Consider the following 15,032-nt stretch of genomic DNA (forward strand, 5'->3'; position numbering starts at 1 on the left):
GACCTCTAGCCCCTGTAGCTACAAGAGAAAAATTTGATGCGATGGACTATCGAGGCTGCCGAGATTGTCCGGCATCCTCACGGTAGCCTTCCGAAAACGAAAGTTGCAATGGGCGTGGCGCTCGTCCCTATATCAACATATCCTCGTGCTTCCATCATCGCCTTGATGTCGGCCGGATCACTGATTTCTCCGCCACTCCGAAGTGTCCTCAGACTGGCCATCAGCACCAAAAACGGATCGTCTGGACGGCTGTACACACCCGCTACAAGATAGGCATCGCTGACGAAGGCGCGGGCGATACGGTCCAGCGCGGCTTCAACAATCGGACGCTTGAGGAACATGGTTGGCAACCAGGCCAGTGAGTATCTTCTTTCCTCGTCCAGCATTGAAACATCGAGGTTGCGCACGCTCACACGGTCCGCATAAGGGCTTTCAGCGATGTTTTTCCGAGCAAGCTCCAGGGCCGGCTCCCATATGTCGATCCCATCGACCTTGATATCCGGGCAGAGCCGCGCCGCTTCAAGCGCGATTCCCCCCACCCCAGTTCCGACGTCCAGAAAAGTACCCTGAAACGTCTTGCGCAGTCCCGGATGCGCCTCGGCTATGGACTGGATGCGCGTGAAAACACTCTTGGACGCACGACCCATGGCCTGCATCGCAGCGACATCCAATATCTCCCAGTTTGAACCTCGGTCAGGATTGCGAAAGAGCTCACCCGCCTCGCTCAACGCCATCTCGACCATGACCTGGGCGAGTGACAGTTGCTCTTCATCGGTCACGTCAACCACATCGCCCAGAGCCATGCGCGCGCCTGCGTCGATTTGCTCGCGGATGGCTGGAGCAACCGAAGCATCGGAGCGCAGCTTGATCGAAGCACCCACGAGCGCAAGCATCCGCGCAGATTTGGCGAGTTCCTGAAGCTGCGGAATGAACGTCTCAGACATTTTGTAACCTTCCTATATTCGATGACAATTCGATCCGTTTTCCATGGCCGCGGCATGGGAGGTTCTTCCCCAAAGCTTGAAATGCGGACGCTTTTCGTCAGGTCGGGGTGGGACACACTTCCTATGGGAGCTGGTCGGAGCAGGTAGCGTCATAAGAATTGACGCGCTCAAAAAACAAAGTTGCTACGGCTGTAGACATGCTGAAAACCAAGCTTCTTCAGGTTCTCGTATGAAACGCTGGCCGTGCTGGGTGGAGAGATTTTGGCTTCAACCACGAATGCAGATGCCCCTCTCGCCTTGCCTTCGTCTAGCCGGGCTGAAATCAGAGCCTTGTGTGCCCCGCGGTCTCTGAAAGCGGGCAGCACGGTTCCCCCACCCAGCCAAACTGTGTTTTCGGACGAGTACATCGCGCCGGTTCCAATCGGCCTATCTCCGTCCAGAGCAAAAAAACATGACCAGTCGTCTTTTCCGACAATTGACGCCCAGACGGGGATCAGCGCTTCAGACAAGCCAAAGCCGCTACAGATGATCGCCCCGAAGAGCTCACGTTCAGTCGAGCGCACTTTGCGGCATGTCATCTCATTTGGCGGAGGAGCCAGATCTAATTCGCTACTACGAACCAGCTTGGCCCACGCGGGGCCTTGCTCATCCAGCCCCCTTGCATCGATCCAATGCCTCACCTCGTCAGAGGCGGATTCGATATTGAGCTGCAGAAATTTGGTGCCAGCCTTTGTGCTCATCCATGTGAATGCTTCCTCCAGCTCCTCAACCGTCGACACTCCAAAAATGCGATTGAGGGTGGGGCCCGGCGCGTCTGGAAGTGAGATCGCGCATCCACGTTCGAGCGGAAGGCACTGAAAGCCGTGATCATCCTGAACCTTGCTGGAACAAACCCGGTGCCAGTCTACAAAGGCCTTCGCTTCTATAGCATCTTCGTGCGCGGGTGCCCCGTAGACAGGGAACAGAGAGTTCATAGTCAGCTCCTCAATACATCGAATCCAGTGGCGACAGGACCTGCTCTTCCCAAATCTGAGCAGCACCGAACCGACTCATCCGCCGACAGATTTTATGGGTCACAGCAAGCGGGAGTCTCTTTGCTGTAGATGGAATTGAGGTTTCCGAATTCGCAATTCACGTTACGAATGACATTAGGATACCGGGAACCCAATCGCAGGCCGTGGACGTGAAGCTCGGAGCGGCAATCTTTCTTGCTGAGACCGCCAGTTCACGCTTCGTCTTCAGGCTTCAATCGTAACTTCAAAAAATGTCTCTGCATCCGAAATGTAACACGGACCTTCCAAGACACATCATGCTGACACGGTGTCATGCAACGTCTGAAAGGAAATTTCGAATGGATACGTCGGTTAATGGGCTAACCCAGAAGGCTGCTGCAGTCAGTGAATGGTGTGAGGTTACGCCCGGCGAGCAATTTGCGCTGCGCACGTCTGTCACGGAGACCGAAGGCAGGTACACAATGATCGAGGTTATCGCAGAACCTCGCAATGGCGTACCGCTTCATATCCACGCCAACGAAGAAGAACATTTCATCGTTCTGGAGGGTAGCCTTCATCTGGCCAATGGTGACGAGAAACTGGTGCTTTCCGCTGGCGGTTCTGCCACCGTCAAAAGGGGAACAGTGCACGCCTGGTGTAATCTTGGAGACAAGCCGGTCCGGATGTTGATCCTTTTTTCGCCTGGGCACATGGAAAAGACGTTCAGGCTCATCGGTTCACTAAAAGACGGCGATTTGTCTGCCATTGCCGAACTGGCGGATGCTGGCGGCTCTACGATCGTCGGGCCTCCGCCTTTCGACAATGTTTATTCCGTCATGTCACCGCGACCGAAGCAATAGGTGCTGTGGCCTTGGCGGCCAATGCCCGAAAGTCGGCGCTACGCCCGGAGGATGAAATCACCCTCCGGTGCCAAGGCCGGCTTTCGGGCTTCCATAGCTCTCGCCGATGCCCTCAGACTAGGGCTTGATCTCAAGCTCTTGAATCAAGTCGCCATCGAGAACGAAAAAATAGCGCAGATCGACCGGGCTACCGGGAAAATTGCCCTCGAGATGACTTGTCACCACTGTCCGGTTTCCTTCCGTTACGATTTTGAACGGCTCGACCGTATATTCGTACTCCTTTGACGAGCTGCTTTTCCAGTTTCGAATTTCGTCTCGGCCCAGATGGATTTTGCCTTCGTCCTTTACGAAGGCCGTCTCGACGAAGCACTTGGAAACACCGTCGGTGTCGCCATTCTTGTCTGCTTCGAAATAGGATTGGATTGCCTTTGGCAGTTCAATAGTCATGATCAGTCTCCTTAATGAATTGATCGAGTTTGAAGCATCATTCTGCCACGCGCGGGCGGCAGATCCGTGCAACCGGTCTGTCGGCTCTGGCCATCGTGCTCACACCGTCGGCACAGTTCCACCGTCGATGGTGTACTCGGTGCCGGTTATCGATGCGGCCCGGTCAGACGCGAGGAAGGCGATCAGGTTTGCGACCTCAGCAGGTTTTGAAGGCCGCCCAAGCGGGATGCCGCCAAGTCCGTCCATGATCATCTTCTTGCCGGCCTCGTAGTCTCCGCCAGCCTGCTCAGCCAGGCGCTCAGCCAGATGAACCGAAGCTTCCGTTTCGATCCAGCCCGGTGAAACCCGCACCACGCGTACGCCTTTGGGCGATACCTCTTTCGACAACGCCTTGCTGTAGGTCGAAAGAGCGGCTTTCGCTGCTGCATAGGCGGTCGTTGATTCCGGCAGAGGAAGAACCCGCTGGATTGAGGTAATGTGAACTACGACGCCCCGTCCCTGGGCGACCATGCCGGGCACGAGCTCCCTGTCAAGGCGGACGGCCGGATACAGGTTCAAATTCATCTCGGCGTCCCACTGGTTGTCGTCCAGTGCAGCAAAGCCGCCAGCGGGGGACGACGAACCGCCTAACATGTGCACGATGACGTCGACGCCTCCCAAGCGCTCTCTGACCGCGTTTGACATCGCCAAAGCGCCATCGGCAGTCGTGAGGTCGGAGGCAAAGAAGAGCTCCTCTGGAAACCCTTGTGGCCTGGAACGTGCGGTCGCCATGACCTGAGCCCCAAGGTCGCGAAACAGATCTACAGTCGCTCTGCCTGTTCCTTTCGTACCCGCGGTAACGAGAACGCGTCTGCCTTTCAAATTGAGAAAATTGTCCATCAGCACATCTCCTCTGTGATGCGGTCGTTCACGTTGTCGGTCGACATGTCTCTCTTCCTCTTGGTTGATGCGTCCATGAGTAAAGTTAACATTCGACAATTATAGTTATAAGTGGGATAAACCGGGATGAGGTGCAGCGGAAATCGGGACAATGGACAAAGCAGGATTGACAGAACTCAACGCCGTCATTGCGATCGCCAGAAGAGGCACATTTCGGGCTGCAGCTATTGATCTTGGTATGTCAACGACTGCATTGAGCCTTGCCATCAATAAGCTGGAAGCGAATCTGGGTGTCCGGTTGTTCAATCGCACGACCCGCAGCCTTTCGCTGACGGGTGCAGGGCGGCTTTTCGTAGAACAGGTGGGCCCGGCCCTGCAGGATATCCAAGGAGCGCTTGAAGCGGTCCGGTCAGAGCGCGATACGCCATCTGGCACGATACGGATAAACGCCGCACCCTTTGCCGCCAGGGAGATCATTTCACCTCTCGTTTTGGAGTATCTTCGTCGCTATCCTGATATGGTCGTGGACATCGTGACCGAGGGGAAGCTGGTCGATATCGTAGCAGACGGCTTCGACATCGGCGTCCGTGTCGCGGGGCTCGTTCCCACCGACATGATTACGGTCGCTCTTGGGCGCCCGCAGCGATATGCCGTCGTTGCCTCCCCGAAATACCTGGAAAAACACGGCACCCCTTTGGTGCCGCCCGACCTTCTCGGCCATCAGTGCATCCGAGTACGCTTGCCCGATGGTGCAGTCTTCAGATGGCGTTTTGAGAAGGACGGAGAGATGGCACAGATCGATGTTCGTGGTCAGATTATCCTGGACGAAGCCAGCCTCGCCAGAGTGGCAGTCCTTGAAGACACGGGCATCGGCTTTTTCATGGAGCAAAGCGTTCTGGCCGACATTGAAGAAGGCCGGCTCATACGTATCCTGAATGACTGGACACCACCTTTTCCAGGACTTTGCCTTTACTATCCCGGTCGCCGCAACCTGTCGGCGGGCGTGAAGGCTTTCCTGGCGCTGGCAAGGGTTCACGCAACGGCTCAAGCTAGATGAAGAACAGTCAAGCCCTCACGGTCGGTTGAGTCCAGCTCACCAAATTGCGGTTAGAAAAGGTGACTGTCTCACCAGAACAGCACTCATTGCGTGACTGGTCATATGAAACCCAAGCACCGAACCGCGTCGAAACTGAAGCTCCCGGAAACGGATTACGACGTTGATAGAAATTATTTCCGGGTTAGACGAAGAGATTCAGCCGAAGGCCTGACTGGCGAGTGCCCATATTTTGGGTTCGAGATTTTTAGAAGCCTCGTGCCCCCCTATCCAGCAACCGCCAAGTGACATGGTGGTGACAGTATCGAAGACTGCAATGCCCGAGTTTGCAAGGTATTGCGGAAATGCGTGGCTTTCTTCTCTCGTATCGAGGCGCAGGAACTGTCCGGCATGATCCACCACATGCGGATGCGTTACGGCGATGGCATCGGCCTCGTTGGTTGCGACAACAGGGCCGATCAAAGCGCCGCGCCCGAAACGACGGCAGAGCGAGAAGGCTTCGATGCGCTGCCCGCGCACCAGTACCACGCCTTTGGAAACCGGAAGCAGAGATTTGAACAGCGTGTCGCGGCTGGCGCCGAAAGCGGTCAAATCGAGCGCAAGAATGGCTTCAACATCGCCGGGTGCCAGAGCGCGCAGCGTAGCGCCAGCCGCAAGGGGGGGATCGGCGACCGGCGTTGCCTCGCCTTGGCACTGAAACACGGTCTTTTCGATTACAAAACCCAAAGACTGATAGAGCCGCTTTGCCGCACGGGTGGCATTCAGCCCAAACCGGCGCTTGCCCGCCTGCTGCATCACATGCAGCATCATCCAGTTTCCGGCCCCTCTTGCCTGAAGCCGAGGAGGCGTTATGACCATACCAATCGTGGAAAACGATGATCCGAAGTCAAACCACATGGCCGAGCCCGCAAGACGACCAATGGAATCGACCGCAACGACACCATTGCCGTTTTCCAGAAGCATCTGCCAGTCTTTGGGCCGATGAGGCCAGCCAACGCCGACGGACAATGCGTGCAGCTTTTCGATATCGGCGCTGGCGATATCTTCCAGCGTCAGTTCAAAGGCCTCAAGCTGTATGGTGCCGTGATGATCCACCGCGCCCCCCTGTGCAGGTTCCGTGCGCCATGGGCATTCCCTGCATGTCATAAATACGGTTTCCAGAAATACGTCATCGACGCCAAATATTTCAGCCGAATTTGCCTGACTTTCAGCAGTATCCACTAAAGCTGCGATGCATTCGAGGTATTCTGGATGACAAAGGTTCTAGTTTGTCGCGAAAAGATCGCGAGGCTGGCATGGGTGAATTCGACATACTGGAACGATTGGTGTCATTTCCGTCAGTCGTTGGGCAGCCCAATGCAACGATCGTGCAATGGATTGCCGACTACGCCCGCAGCCATGGTGCACAGGTCACCATCGCCTTGGGACCGGAGGGAGATCGCTCGAACCTGTTTGCCACCATAGGCCCGCGCGATGTGCCGGGAGTCATTCTCTCCGGCCATATGGATGTTGTTCCGGCGGGTGAAACAGATTGGGTATCTGATCCTTTCTCCCTGCATGCAGACGGTGACAGGCTTTATGGACGCGGCACCAGTGACATGAAAGGCTTTCTTGCCTGCGCTCTCGCTGCCTTGCCCGAGCTATTGAAGATGCGGCTGAAGCGACCTGTCCATCTGGCTTTTTCCTACGACGAAGAAGCTGGCTGCAAAGGTGTGCCGCACCTCATCAACCTCATGCCCACACTTTGCGCCCTACCCGATATGTGCATCGTTGGAGAGCCGAGCGGCCTGCGCGCCATTCGCGCGCACAAGGGCAAGGCGGCAGCACGTATCACGGTAAGGGGCCGTACAGGCCATTCCTCGCGACCCGATCAGGGCCTGAATGCCATTCATGCGATGAGCAAGATACTGGAAAGCGCGGTGAAATCGGCAGATGCATTGACGCATGGTCCTTTCGACAGCAATTTTGAGCCTCCCTACTCCTCGCTCCAGGTCGGCACGATCAAAGGTGGGCAGGCCGTGAACATCATTCCCGACCTCTGCGTCGCCGATATCGAGGCAAGGGCTATTTCCGGTGTTTCGCCCGCCAGTCTGCTCGAGCCACTGCGCAAGGCAACAGAAACGTTGGAAACAAACGGTTTCGACGTCAGCTTCGATACATTGAGTGAATACCCGGCTCTCTCACTCGCAGAAGACGCACCTCTAACCGCACTCATGCGTGAATTAACGGGGCTCGAACCATTAGCCGCCGTCAGCTATGGCACCGAAGCCGGACTATACCAGGCCGCCGGTATCGACAGCATCATCTGCGGTCCGGGTGATATCGCGCGCGCGCATAAGGCAAACGAGTTCATTACCCGCGACGAACTCTCCCTCTGCCACAGAATGCTTCTCCAGCTTGGAAGGCGATTGAGCGCGTGACGCTGCCAAATCGGTCAGATGTGCTGCGATCCATTGCTGCTTCAGTGCATCCTGCCGTTTGAAATACGCCACCTTCGGGCGACTGAAATACGAGGGCTGGCGCATGACATTTCTGTTCAATTCCGACGCGGCGCGCGCGAAAATCTTCGCCGAGCATTTTGCGCAGGAGCTGCCAGAGGTGCCGTTCATATGCGATCCCGCCTCCGTCGATCCAGAAAGCGTGCACTATCTCATCACCTGGACGGCACCTGACGACCTTGCCCGCTATAAAAATCTGGAAATTCTGTTTTCCATCGGTGCCGGCATCGATCAGTTCGATACCTCGGCCCTGCCCGCCCATGTGAAACTGGTGCGCATGGTGGAAGACGGCATTATAAGGATGATGCAGGAATATGTGACGCTCGGCGTTCTGGCACTCCACCGTCGCCTGCCAGACTATCTTGCGCAGCGGGCGAAAGCCGAATGGAAAGCACTGCCAGTAAAACAAGCACATGAGCGGCGCGTCGGCGTCATGGGCCTCGGTCATCTCGGCAAGGCGGTTTTGGAGAGGCTAAAACCTTTCGGCTTTCCGCTCTCTGGCTGGAGCCGCAGCGCCCATGCCGTCGAAGGCGTGACCTGCCACCACGGCGCAGATCAGCTCGATGGCTTTCTGGCGCAGACGGATATTCTCATCTGCCTTCTACCGTTGACGCCTGAAACGCGAGGGCTCCTGAACGCCCAACTTTTTGCGAAGCTGCCCGCCGGAGCGGCTCTCATACATGCCGGGCGTGGACAGCAGCTCGACCAATCAGCGTTGATAGACGCGTTGAACATTGGCCATCTGTCCGGTGCAGTGCTTGATGTGACAGACCCGGAACCGCTGCCTGCGGACCATCCGCTGTGGCGGTACCCCGGCGTCATCATTACCCCGCACATCGCCTCTGTCACCCAGCCGGAAACGGCAGCGATGGCCGTTATCGACAATATCCGCCGCCACACAAACGGCCTCGACCCCATCGGCCTCATCGACCGCAGCCGCGGCTACTGAATAGCACAGAAAGGACAGTCCATGTCGCTCATCACCCGTATCGACACTAATCCGCAGACCACGCCGAAAGAAGCAAAGCCAACCCCTGAGCGGCTCATTTCCGGCAACCCATCCTTCAAGACATGGGCGCTGGACGACTGCCGCGATGGCACCGTTCACACCGGCATCTGGGAGGCGACACCAGGCGAGACCCATTCCATCAAGGGCACGACCTACGAATTCTGCCACATCATCTCCGGCGTCATCGAGCTGGACGAAAAAGACGGCGAAACCACTACCTATCGCGCAGGCGACAGCTTCATGATGAAGCCCGGCTTTGTCGGCGTCTGGCGTACCATCGAGACGGTTCGCAAAATCTACGTGACCGTGACGGATCCGGCATAAGGAACGACACGGCGATGACGCTTAGCTTTGATCCAGACACGATATCACTGCCGCATTACCACTTCATCGGCGGTGAAAGGGTGGATGCCAGCGAGGGCATTGCCATGCATCGCCCCTCGGATGGTGTGGCATTTGGAGATTGCCCGGTCGCCAGTGCCGATCTTGTGGATCAGGCCGTGCAGATTGCCAAAACCGCGCTCAAAGGCAGCAACTGGGGCGGTGTGCGCCCGCGAGACCGCACCCGCGCGATGCAACGCTGGGCGGATCTAATCGAGCAGGACGCGGAACATCTGGCAAAGCTTGAAGCGGTATCCTCCACCCGTCCCGTTGGGCATCTGGTTGCGGGCGATATCGCCGTCACTGCAGAGCAAATCCGCTTCTTTGCCGAATTTGCGGACAAGGAAGGCAGCGATCTTGTTCCCACCTCCGACACCAGCCTGGGCTTGATCATGACCGAGCCTTATGGTGTCGTCGGCGCCATCACGCCGTGGAATTTTCCGCTGTCGATGGCGGGCTGGAAGCTCGGCCCCGCCTTGGCGGCGGGCAATGCCGTCGTGCTGAAACCGTCGGAAATGACACCATTCTCGACCCTCCGCATTGCCGAGCTTTCGGTCGAGGCAGGCATTCCCGCAGGACTTATCAACGTCGTCCTGGGCGATGGCTTGGTCACAGGCAATGCTCTTACCGGCCATGGGGATATATCGAAAGTCAGCTTCACCGGCTCCACCACCGCTGGTGCCGCTATCATGCAGAATGTCGCTCGCAACGGCATCAAGCCGATGACGCTGGAGCTTGGCGGCAAAAGCCCGCAAGTCGTCTTTGCCGATGCCGATATCGAGCGCACCGCCAAGGCCGTCGCACAAAGCATCATTTCCAATGCGGGCCAAGCCTGTGTGGCAGGGTCACGCCTCATCGTTGCGCAGGAAATCGCAGAGGAACTCATCTCAGCTATCGCCGCGATCATGTGCCGCGTTGAGACAGGGCCGACATGGGACGAGAAAACCCAATACAGCCCGATCATTTCGCAAAAGCAGATCGAACGCATCGACGCAATCGTCCGTGCCGCGATCGGCGCCGGTGCAGAGTGTCTGACGGGTGGGCAGATAATGGATCGCGATGGCTATTTCTACGCCCCGACTTTGCTTGCGAACGTCACGCAGGATTCCCCCGCGGTCACGGAGGAAATCTTCGGGCCGGTTCTCACGCTGCAGACATTCCAGGATGAGGAGGAGGCTCTCGCCTTGGCCGACCATCCGACATACGGCTTAGCGGCAGGCATCTTTACGCGTGATCTTGCGCGCGCCATCCGCGTAACGCGAAAGTTGCAAGCGGGCACGATCTGGGTGAATCGCTATGGCCGCTCTCGCGACCACATTCTGCCGACAGGGGGCTACAAGAGCTCCGGCATAGGCAAGGATCTAGGGCGTGAGGCCTTTATTGCCAACCGTAAGTCCAAAAGCGTTCTTATCGATCTCTAAGGCGGACACTATCCATGAAAAACCATTCCATCGCACTCATTCCCGGTGACGGCATCGGCACTGCGGTTATCCGTGCCGCTTGGGCCGTGTTGCAGGCAGCGGCGAAAAAGCAGGGCACGTTTACGCTGAGCGCGACGACATTTCCGTGGTCCTGCGCCTTCTACAAGGAGACCGGCGCAATGATGCCGGCGGATGGAACAGAAAAGCTGCGCAGTTTCGATGCCATTTTCTTGGGAGCAGTGGGTTGGCCAGCGGAGGTGCCGGATTCTGTATCGCTCCACGGCCTGCTACTGCCGATCCGTAAAGCCTTTGTGCAATATGCCAATATCCGCCCCCACCGCCTGTTGCCAGGTGTCCAAGGCCCCTTGAAAAAGGACGAATTCGATATTCTTTGCATCCGTGAAAACACCGAAGGGGAATATTCCGGGGCGGGTGGTCGCGTCCATGTCGGCACACCGGACGAGGTGGCCGTCGAAACCTCTATCTTCACGCGCAAAGGCGTAGAGCGGATTCTGCGTTTCGGCTTCGAGCAGGCCCGCTCCCGCCGCAAGAAACTGGCATCGATCACCAAGTCCAATGCCCAGAAATATTCTATGGTCTTCTGGGACGAGATGACGGCGAAACTTGCAGCAGACTATCCCGACGTCGAAGTGACGACCTATCATATCGACGCAATGGCCGCGCGTATGGTGATGGCACCGGAAACACTGGATGTCGTTGTCGCCTCCAACCTGTTCGGCGATATTCTTACCGATCTGGGTGCCGCCATCCAGGGCGGGTTGGGCTTTGCTGCCTCGGCGAACATCAATCCCGACAGGTCGGCCCCCTCCATGTTCGAACCCGTGCATGGCTCGGCACCCGATATCGCTCATCTCGGCATTGCCAATCCCATAGCGGCCATCTGGTCGGGCGCGATGATGCTAGATCATCTCGGCGAGAAAGAAGCCGCCGCTGCTATCATTTTGGCCATTGAGACAGCCACCGCCAAAGGTGTTGGAACCGTGCCCGGCAAGGACAAAACCGATGTGATTACCGCAGCCGTGCTGACTGCGTTGCTTAAAGGAGAAATGGAATGAACGCTCTAAAAGATCAGGGCCTGTTTCAGCAGCAAGGTTTCATTGCCGGTAAATGGCTGAACGCAGCGTCAGGCAAGACTGTCGATGTCATCGACCCCGCCACACAGAGTGTGCTGGGTACCGTGCCGGATATGAGTGGGAATGAAACACGCGCAGCCATCGATGCTGCGGCCAAGGCCTTCGCACTGTGGAAGGCCAAAACCCATGCAGAGCGCGCAGCCCTCCTGGAAAAGTGGTATGCGCTGATGATCGAGCACGAGGACGATCTCGCGCTCCTGCTGACCATGGAACAGGGCAAGCCCTTGGCAGAAAGCAAGGGTGAAATCCGCTACGGCGCATCCTTCGTCAAATGGTTTGCCGAGGAAGCCCGTCGCATAAATGGCCATACCATCCCATCCCCCACCCCAGACCGACGTATCGTCATTCTGAAGGAGGCTGTGGGTGTATGCGGCATCATCACACCGTGGAACTTTCCCAATGCGATGATTACCCGCAAAGTGGCTCCAGCGCTTGCCGCCGGATGCACCGTCGTCATCAAACCCTCCGAATTCACGCCCTATTCCGCTCTGGCATTGGGCGTTTTGGCAGAGCGGGCAGGCATTCCCGCAGGCGTCATCAACATCGTCACCGGCATGCCGACAGAGATCGGCAACGAGATGCTGTCCAACGAAACGGTCCGCAAGATATCCTTTACCGGCTCCACGCGTGTCGGCTCGTTGCTGATGCGAGGTGCCGCAGACAGCATCAAGCGCCTGAGCCTGGAGCTTGGTGGCAATGCTCCGTTCATCGTTTTCGATGATGCCGACGTCGATCTTGCTGTCGAAGGCGCGATTGCGTCCAAATTCCGCAATGGCGGCCAGACATGCGTCTGCTCCAACCGCATTCTGGTTCAGTCTGGCGTTTACGATTCTTTTGCCGCCAAACTGTCGGCAAAAGTGTCCGCCATGACGGTTGGTCCGGGCACAAAAGCTGGCGTCACAATCGGTCCGATGATCAACGCTGCCGCTATCGAGAAGATCAACCGCCACGTCGAAGACGCGCTCTCCAAGGGAGCGGAAATTCTGTCGACACTCCCGACATTGCCTGAGGGCGAACAATTTACCGCACCCATCGTGTTGGGCGGTGCGACGATAGACATGGCTCTGGCCGCTGAGGAAACCTTCGGGCCTGTCGCCCCGCTCTTTAGGTTTGAAACGGAAGAAGAGGCAATTACCATTGCCAACGGCACACCTTTTGGCTTGGCGGCCTATTTCTACACGGAAAGCCTGAAGCGGTCCTGGCGCGTGGGAGAAGCACTGGAGTTCGGCATGGTTGGGCTCAACACTGGTTCCGTTTCCATGGAAGTCGCACCCTTTGGCGGAATGAAGCAATCCGGGCTTGGTCGTGAAGGCGCGCAGTGCGGTATAGAGGAATATCTGGAGACCAAGGCCTTCCACATTGGCGGCTTGAACTGAGAGAAAAATGCCCGCAACCTGATCGTTGCGGGCCTCTAACTCTACTGAAACTTATCGAGCATCTTGTAGTAAAAGCCGACCACTGGCAGGAACCAGGGCTTGCCGGAATAGCCCGGCACCGCATTCCAATCCAGACCCTTCAGCGGATTGCGATCCGGCTTTCCGAGCAGTTTGTCGGCAATCAGCGTTCCCATATGGATCGACATCTGTGCGCCATGGCCGGAATAGCCCATGGCAAAGTTCAGGCCTTCGACTTCGCCTGCGCGCGGGAACCGGTCGCTGGTCATGCCCACCAGACCACCCCAGCAATAGTCGATATCCACACCGCGTAGCTGCGGAAAAATCTCTGCCAACCCGTTTTTCAGGATTTCACCGCTTTTGGCATCCGAGCGCGCATCCGATGTCGCGGAAAAACGCGCTCGCCCGCCAAATATCAACCGGTTATCCGGCGACAAACGGAAGTAGTTGCCGATATTCATGGAGGTAACGCAGGTGCGGTTGCCGGGCATGACGGAAGCGACTTCCGTTTCGCTCAGCGGTCGTGTCGCCACGATAAAGCTGCCGACCGGAATGATGCGGCGCCTGAAATAATCGAAGGGGCCAGACGTGTAGGCGTTGGTGGCGACGACGACATTGCGCGCCTCGACAAAACCGCGCGGTGTTGTCAGCCGATGGATGCCACCCTGTTCGGTGCGGTACGTCACAGGCGCCTTTTCAAAAATGGTAACACCGTGGCGCACGCACGCTTGTGCAACGCCATGCACGAAACGGCCCATATGCATCATGCCGCTTTTCTTCGACAGCATCGCACCGTGGAAGTCATCAGAACCGATTTCCGTCTGCAGCTCAGCCTTGGAAAGTAGCGCGGTATCGGCGTCTATCTCGCGGTGGACGACTTCGAAATTCTTGGCAATGGCGTCGAAATGTGCAGGCTTTGACGCCAGTTTCAGTTTGCCGGCGCGGCGGAAGCTGCAATCGATGCCCTCTTCCGCCACGATCGCCGCGATCGTATCAACGGAATCATCATAGGCGCGGTAGAGCGCGCTGGCACGCTCTACGCCTAGATGTTCTTTTGCCGAAATGAAACTGTGGGCGATGCCGTTGTTGAGATGCCCGCCATTGCGGCCGGAGCCGCCGAAGCCGACATGCTGCGCCTCCAGCACAACCACTTTCGCACCACCTTTGGCCAGACTGCGCGCTGCGGACAGGCCGGTAAAGCCGCCACCGATAATGGCGACATCGAACGTACCTTCCACCTCTCCCGGTGTTGCAGATGTAAAGATGGGGGCCGTGTCGTGCCAGTAGGATTTGAACTGCATCGTCCTCATTCCCCTATGTTGCTGCGTTAAAGTCCGACGACGCCAGCGAGACCCGAGATATCCTTGATTTCCGTATAGCCGTAATAAGGATTGGCTGGTTCATGGCCGCGATTGACCCAAACCTTGTTCTTGATGCCGAGATCATGCGCAGACATGAGATCGTAGCGGAATGACGAGGAAACATGGAGAATGTCTTCCGGATTACAGCCCAGCAAGTCGAACATATATTCGAAAGCCTTGAAGCGCGGCTTATAGGCGTTGGCCTGCTGCGCGGTGTAAACGGCGTGGAAAGGCACGCCGAGCTTTTCCACATTGTACATGATCTGCTCGTTCATGGCATTCGACAGGATAACCAGCGGAATTTCCTTGGCGACCTTAGCTAGACCGGCAGGAACATCCGCATGCGGCCCCCAGCTCGGCACCTGCTCATAAACGAAGCGACCGTCTTCATCCTTAAAGGTAACGCCGTTCTTGCGGCATGCGCGCTCCAAGGCGTTGTGAACGACTGCGTTATAAGGCTTCCAGTCTCCCAGAATCTCATCCAGCCTGTAGGCTGCAAAGTTCTTGATGAACTGCGCCATCTGCTGCGCATCCAGCCGGTCGCCGTAGAGCGTCTGTGCCGCTTCCGCCATCTGGAAGTTGGTCAGCGTACCGTAGCAATCGAAGGTGATGTACTTGGGTCGAAACTGGGTCATGTC

At 57.0% G+C, this 15,032-nt stretch carries 15 protein-coding genes; 8 read left to right on the top strand and 7 right to left on the bottom strand.

From position 1 onward, the window contains the following. Positions 1-77 precede the first annotated feature (77 nt). Both ASF69_RS05570 and ASF69_RS05575 read right to left on the bottom strand, forming a co-directional pair. Positions 78-944, bottom strand: a complete 867-nt coding sequence (locus ASF69_RS05570) for a class I SAM-dependent methyltransferase (RefSeq protein WP_062586170.1) — start codon at positions 942-944, stop codon at positions 78-80. Between the two features lie 167 nt (positions 945-1,111). After that, the gene (locus ASF69_RS05575; RefSeq protein ID WP_062586171.1) at positions 1,112-1,918 is read right to left on the bottom strand and encodes a GNAT family N-acetyltransferase; all 807 of its coding nucleotides are present in this window, start codon (positions 1,916-1,918) and stop codon (positions 1,112-1,114) included. A gap of 377 nt (positions 1,919-2,295) precedes the next feature. Here ASF69_RS05575 and ASF69_RS05580 point away from each other — a divergent pair, with 377 nt between their 5' ends. Continuing rightward, positions 2,296-2,796 carry a cupin domain-containing protein gene (locus tag ASF69_RS05580; RefSeq protein ID WP_062586173.1) on the top strand — a complete coding sequence of 167 codons (501 nt, stop codon included), beginning with the start codon at positions 2,296-2,298 and terminating at the stop codon, positions 2,794-2,796. A 117-nt stretch (positions 2,797-2,913) separates the two neighbouring features. On the opposite strand, the gene ASF69_RS05585 is transcribed toward ASF69_RS05580, so the two are convergent. Continuing rightward, on the bottom strand, positions 2,914-3,243 hold the full coding sequence (locus tag ASF69_RS05585; RefSeq protein ID WP_062586175.1) for a nuclear transport factor 2 family protein: 330 nt from the start codon (positions 3,241-3,243) through the stop codon (positions 2,914-2,916). A gap of 99 nt (positions 3,244-3,342) precedes the next feature. Next, a complete protein-coding gene (locus ASF69_RS05590) occupies positions 3,343-4,122 on the bottom strand; it encodes an SDR family oxidoreductase (RefSeq protein ID WP_062586177.1) in 780 nt (259 codons plus the stop codon). Positions 4,123-4,273: 151 nt separating this feature from the next. Here ASF69_RS05590 and ASF69_RS05595 point away from each other — a divergent pair, with 151 nt between their 5' ends. Next, positions 4,274-5,179: a LysR family transcriptional regulator gene (locus tag ASF69_RS05595; RefSeq protein WP_062586178.1), complete on the top strand. Its 906-nt coding sequence runs from the start codon at positions 4,274-4,276 to the stop codon at positions 5,177-5,179. Between the two features lie 195 nt (positions 5,180-5,374). Here the strand turns inward: ASF69_RS05595 and ASF69_RS05600 are convergent, their stop codons facing one another. Then, positions 5,375-6,322 (bottom strand): GNAT family N-acetyltransferase, encoded by a 948-nt coding sequence (locus ASF69_RS05600; RefSeq protein WP_082469646.1) that lies wholly within the window; start codon positions 6,320-6,322, stop codon positions 5,375-5,377. Between the two features lie 149 nt (positions 6,323-6,471). Here ASF69_RS05600 and argE point away from each other — a divergent pair, with 149 nt between their 5' ends. The 6 genes from argE (at position 6,472) to ASF69_RS05630 (ending at position 13,015) form a co-directional block, all read left to right on the top strand. Then, positions 6,472-7,596, top strand: a complete 1,125-nt coding sequence (argE, locus tag ASF69_RS05605) for an acetylornithine deacetylase (protein WP_062586180.1) — start codon at positions 6,472-6,474, stop codon at positions 7,594-7,596. A gap of 103 nt (positions 7,597-7,699) precedes the next feature. After that, positions 7,700-8,623: a glyoxylate/hydroxypyruvate reductase A gene (locus ASF69_RS05610; RefSeq protein WP_062586182.1), complete on the top strand. Its 924-nt coding sequence runs from the start codon at positions 7,700-7,702 to the stop codon at positions 8,621-8,623. Between the two features lie 21 nt (positions 8,624-8,644). Next, positions 8,645-9,007, top strand: coding sequence for a cupin domain-containing protein (locus ASF69_RS05615; RefSeq protein WP_062586184.1), 363 nt, complete (start codon positions 8,645-8,647; stop codon positions 9,005-9,007). Between the two features lie 14 nt (positions 9,008-9,021). Beyond that, complete coding sequence (locus tag ASF69_RS05620) at positions 9,022-10,485, top strand: aldehyde dehydrogenase family protein (RefSeq protein ID WP_062586185.1); 1,464 nt, start codon at positions 9,022-9,024, stop codon at positions 10,483-10,485. Between the two features lie 14 nt (positions 10,486-10,499). Further along, positions 10,500-11,561 (top strand): tartrate dehydrogenase, encoded by a 1,062-nt coding sequence (locus ASF69_RS05625; protein ID WP_062586187.1) that lies wholly within the window; start codon positions 10,500-10,502, stop codon positions 11,559-11,561. Further along, positions 11,558-13,015, top strand: coding sequence for an NAD-dependent succinate-semialdehyde dehydrogenase (locus tag ASF69_RS05630; RefSeq protein ID WP_062586189.1), 1,458 nt, complete (start codon positions 11,558-11,560; stop codon positions 13,013-13,015). Before ASF69_RS05625 ends, ASF69_RS05630 begins: the two co-directional genes overlap by 4 nt. Before the next feature lie 41 nt (positions 13,016-13,056). Here the strand turns inward: ASF69_RS05630 and ASF69_RS05635 are convergent, their stop codons facing one another. Continuing rightward, entirely contained in the window at positions 13,057-14,334 is a 1,278-nt protein-coding gene (locus tag ASF69_RS05635; protein ID WP_062586190.1) for an FAD-binding oxidoreductase, read from the bottom strand. 26 nt (positions 14,335-14,360) lie between these two features. Beyond that, positions 14,361-15,029: a haloacid dehalogenase type II gene (locus tag ASF69_RS05640; RefSeq protein WP_062586192.1), complete on the bottom strand. Its 669-nt coding sequence runs from the start codon at positions 15,027-15,029 to the stop codon at positions 14,361-14,363. Positions 15,030-15,032 lie beyond the last annotated feature (3 nt).

This window comes from Rhizobium sp. Leaf311, assembly GCF_001423445.1.
Classification (GTDB): Bacteria; Pseudomonadota; Alphaproteobacteria; order Rhizobiales; family Rhizobiaceae; genus Agrobacterium.

Bases quoted from the DNA above. Each gene is read 5' to 3' on its own strand.
- ASF69_RS05575 (WP_062586171.1), bottom strand. From the start codon at position 1,918: ATGAACTCTCTGTTCCCTGTCTACGGGGCACCCGCGCACGAAGATGCT.
- ASF69_RS05620 (WP_062586185.1), top strand. From the start codon at position 9,022: ATGACGCTTAGCTTTGATCCAGACACGATATCACTGCCGCATTACCAC.
- ASF69_RS05585 (WP_062586175.1), bottom strand. From the start codon at position 3,243: ATGACTATTGAACTGCCAAAGGCAATCCAATCCTATTTCGAAGCAGAC.
- ASF69_RS05625 (WP_062586187.1), top strand. From the start codon at position 10,500: ATGAAAAACCATTCCATCGCACTCATTCCCGGTGACGGCATCGGCACT.
- ASF69_RS05600 (WP_082469646.1), bottom strand. From the start codon at position 6,322: ATGACATGCAGGGAATGCCCATGGCGCACGGAACCTGCACAGGGGGGC.
- ASF69_RS05580 (WP_062586173.1), top strand. From the start codon at position 2,296: ATGGATACGTCGGTTAATGGGCTAACCCAGAAGGCTGCTGCAGTCAGT.
- argE (WP_062586180.1), top strand. From the start codon at position 6,472: ATGGGTGAATTCGACATACTGGAACGATTGGTGTCATTTCCGTCAGTC.
- ASF69_RS05570 (WP_062586170.1), bottom strand. From the start codon at position 944: ATGTCTGAGACGTTCATTCCGCAGCTTCAGGAACTCGCCAAATCTGCG.
- ASF69_RS05610 (WP_062586182.1), top strand. From the start codon at position 7,700: ATGACATTTCTGTTCAATTCCGACGCGGCGCGCGCGAAAATCTTCGCC.
- ASF69_RS05590 (WP_062586177.1), bottom strand. From the start codon at position 4,122: ATGGACAATTTTCTCAATTTGAAAGGCAGACGCGTTCTCGTTACCGCG.
- ASF69_RS05615 (WP_062586184.1), top strand. From the start codon at position 8,645: ATGTCGCTCATCACCCGTATCGACACTAATCCGCAGACCACGCCGAAA.
- ASF69_RS05595 (WP_062586178.1), top strand. From the start codon at position 4,274: ATGGACAAAGCAGGATTGACAGAACTCAACGCCGTCATTGCGATCGCC.
- ASF69_RS05640 (WP_062586192.1), bottom strand. From the start codon at position 15,029: ATGACCCAGTTTCGACCCAAGTACATCACCTTCGATTGCTACGGTACG.
- ASF69_RS05635 (WP_062586190.1), bottom strand. From the start codon at position 14,334: ATGCAGTTCAAATCCTACTGGCACGACACGGCCCCCATCTTTACATCT.
- ASF69_RS05630 (WP_062586189.1), top strand. From the start codon at position 11,558: ATGAACGCTCTAAAAGATCAGGGCCTGTTTCAGCAGCAAGGTTTCATT.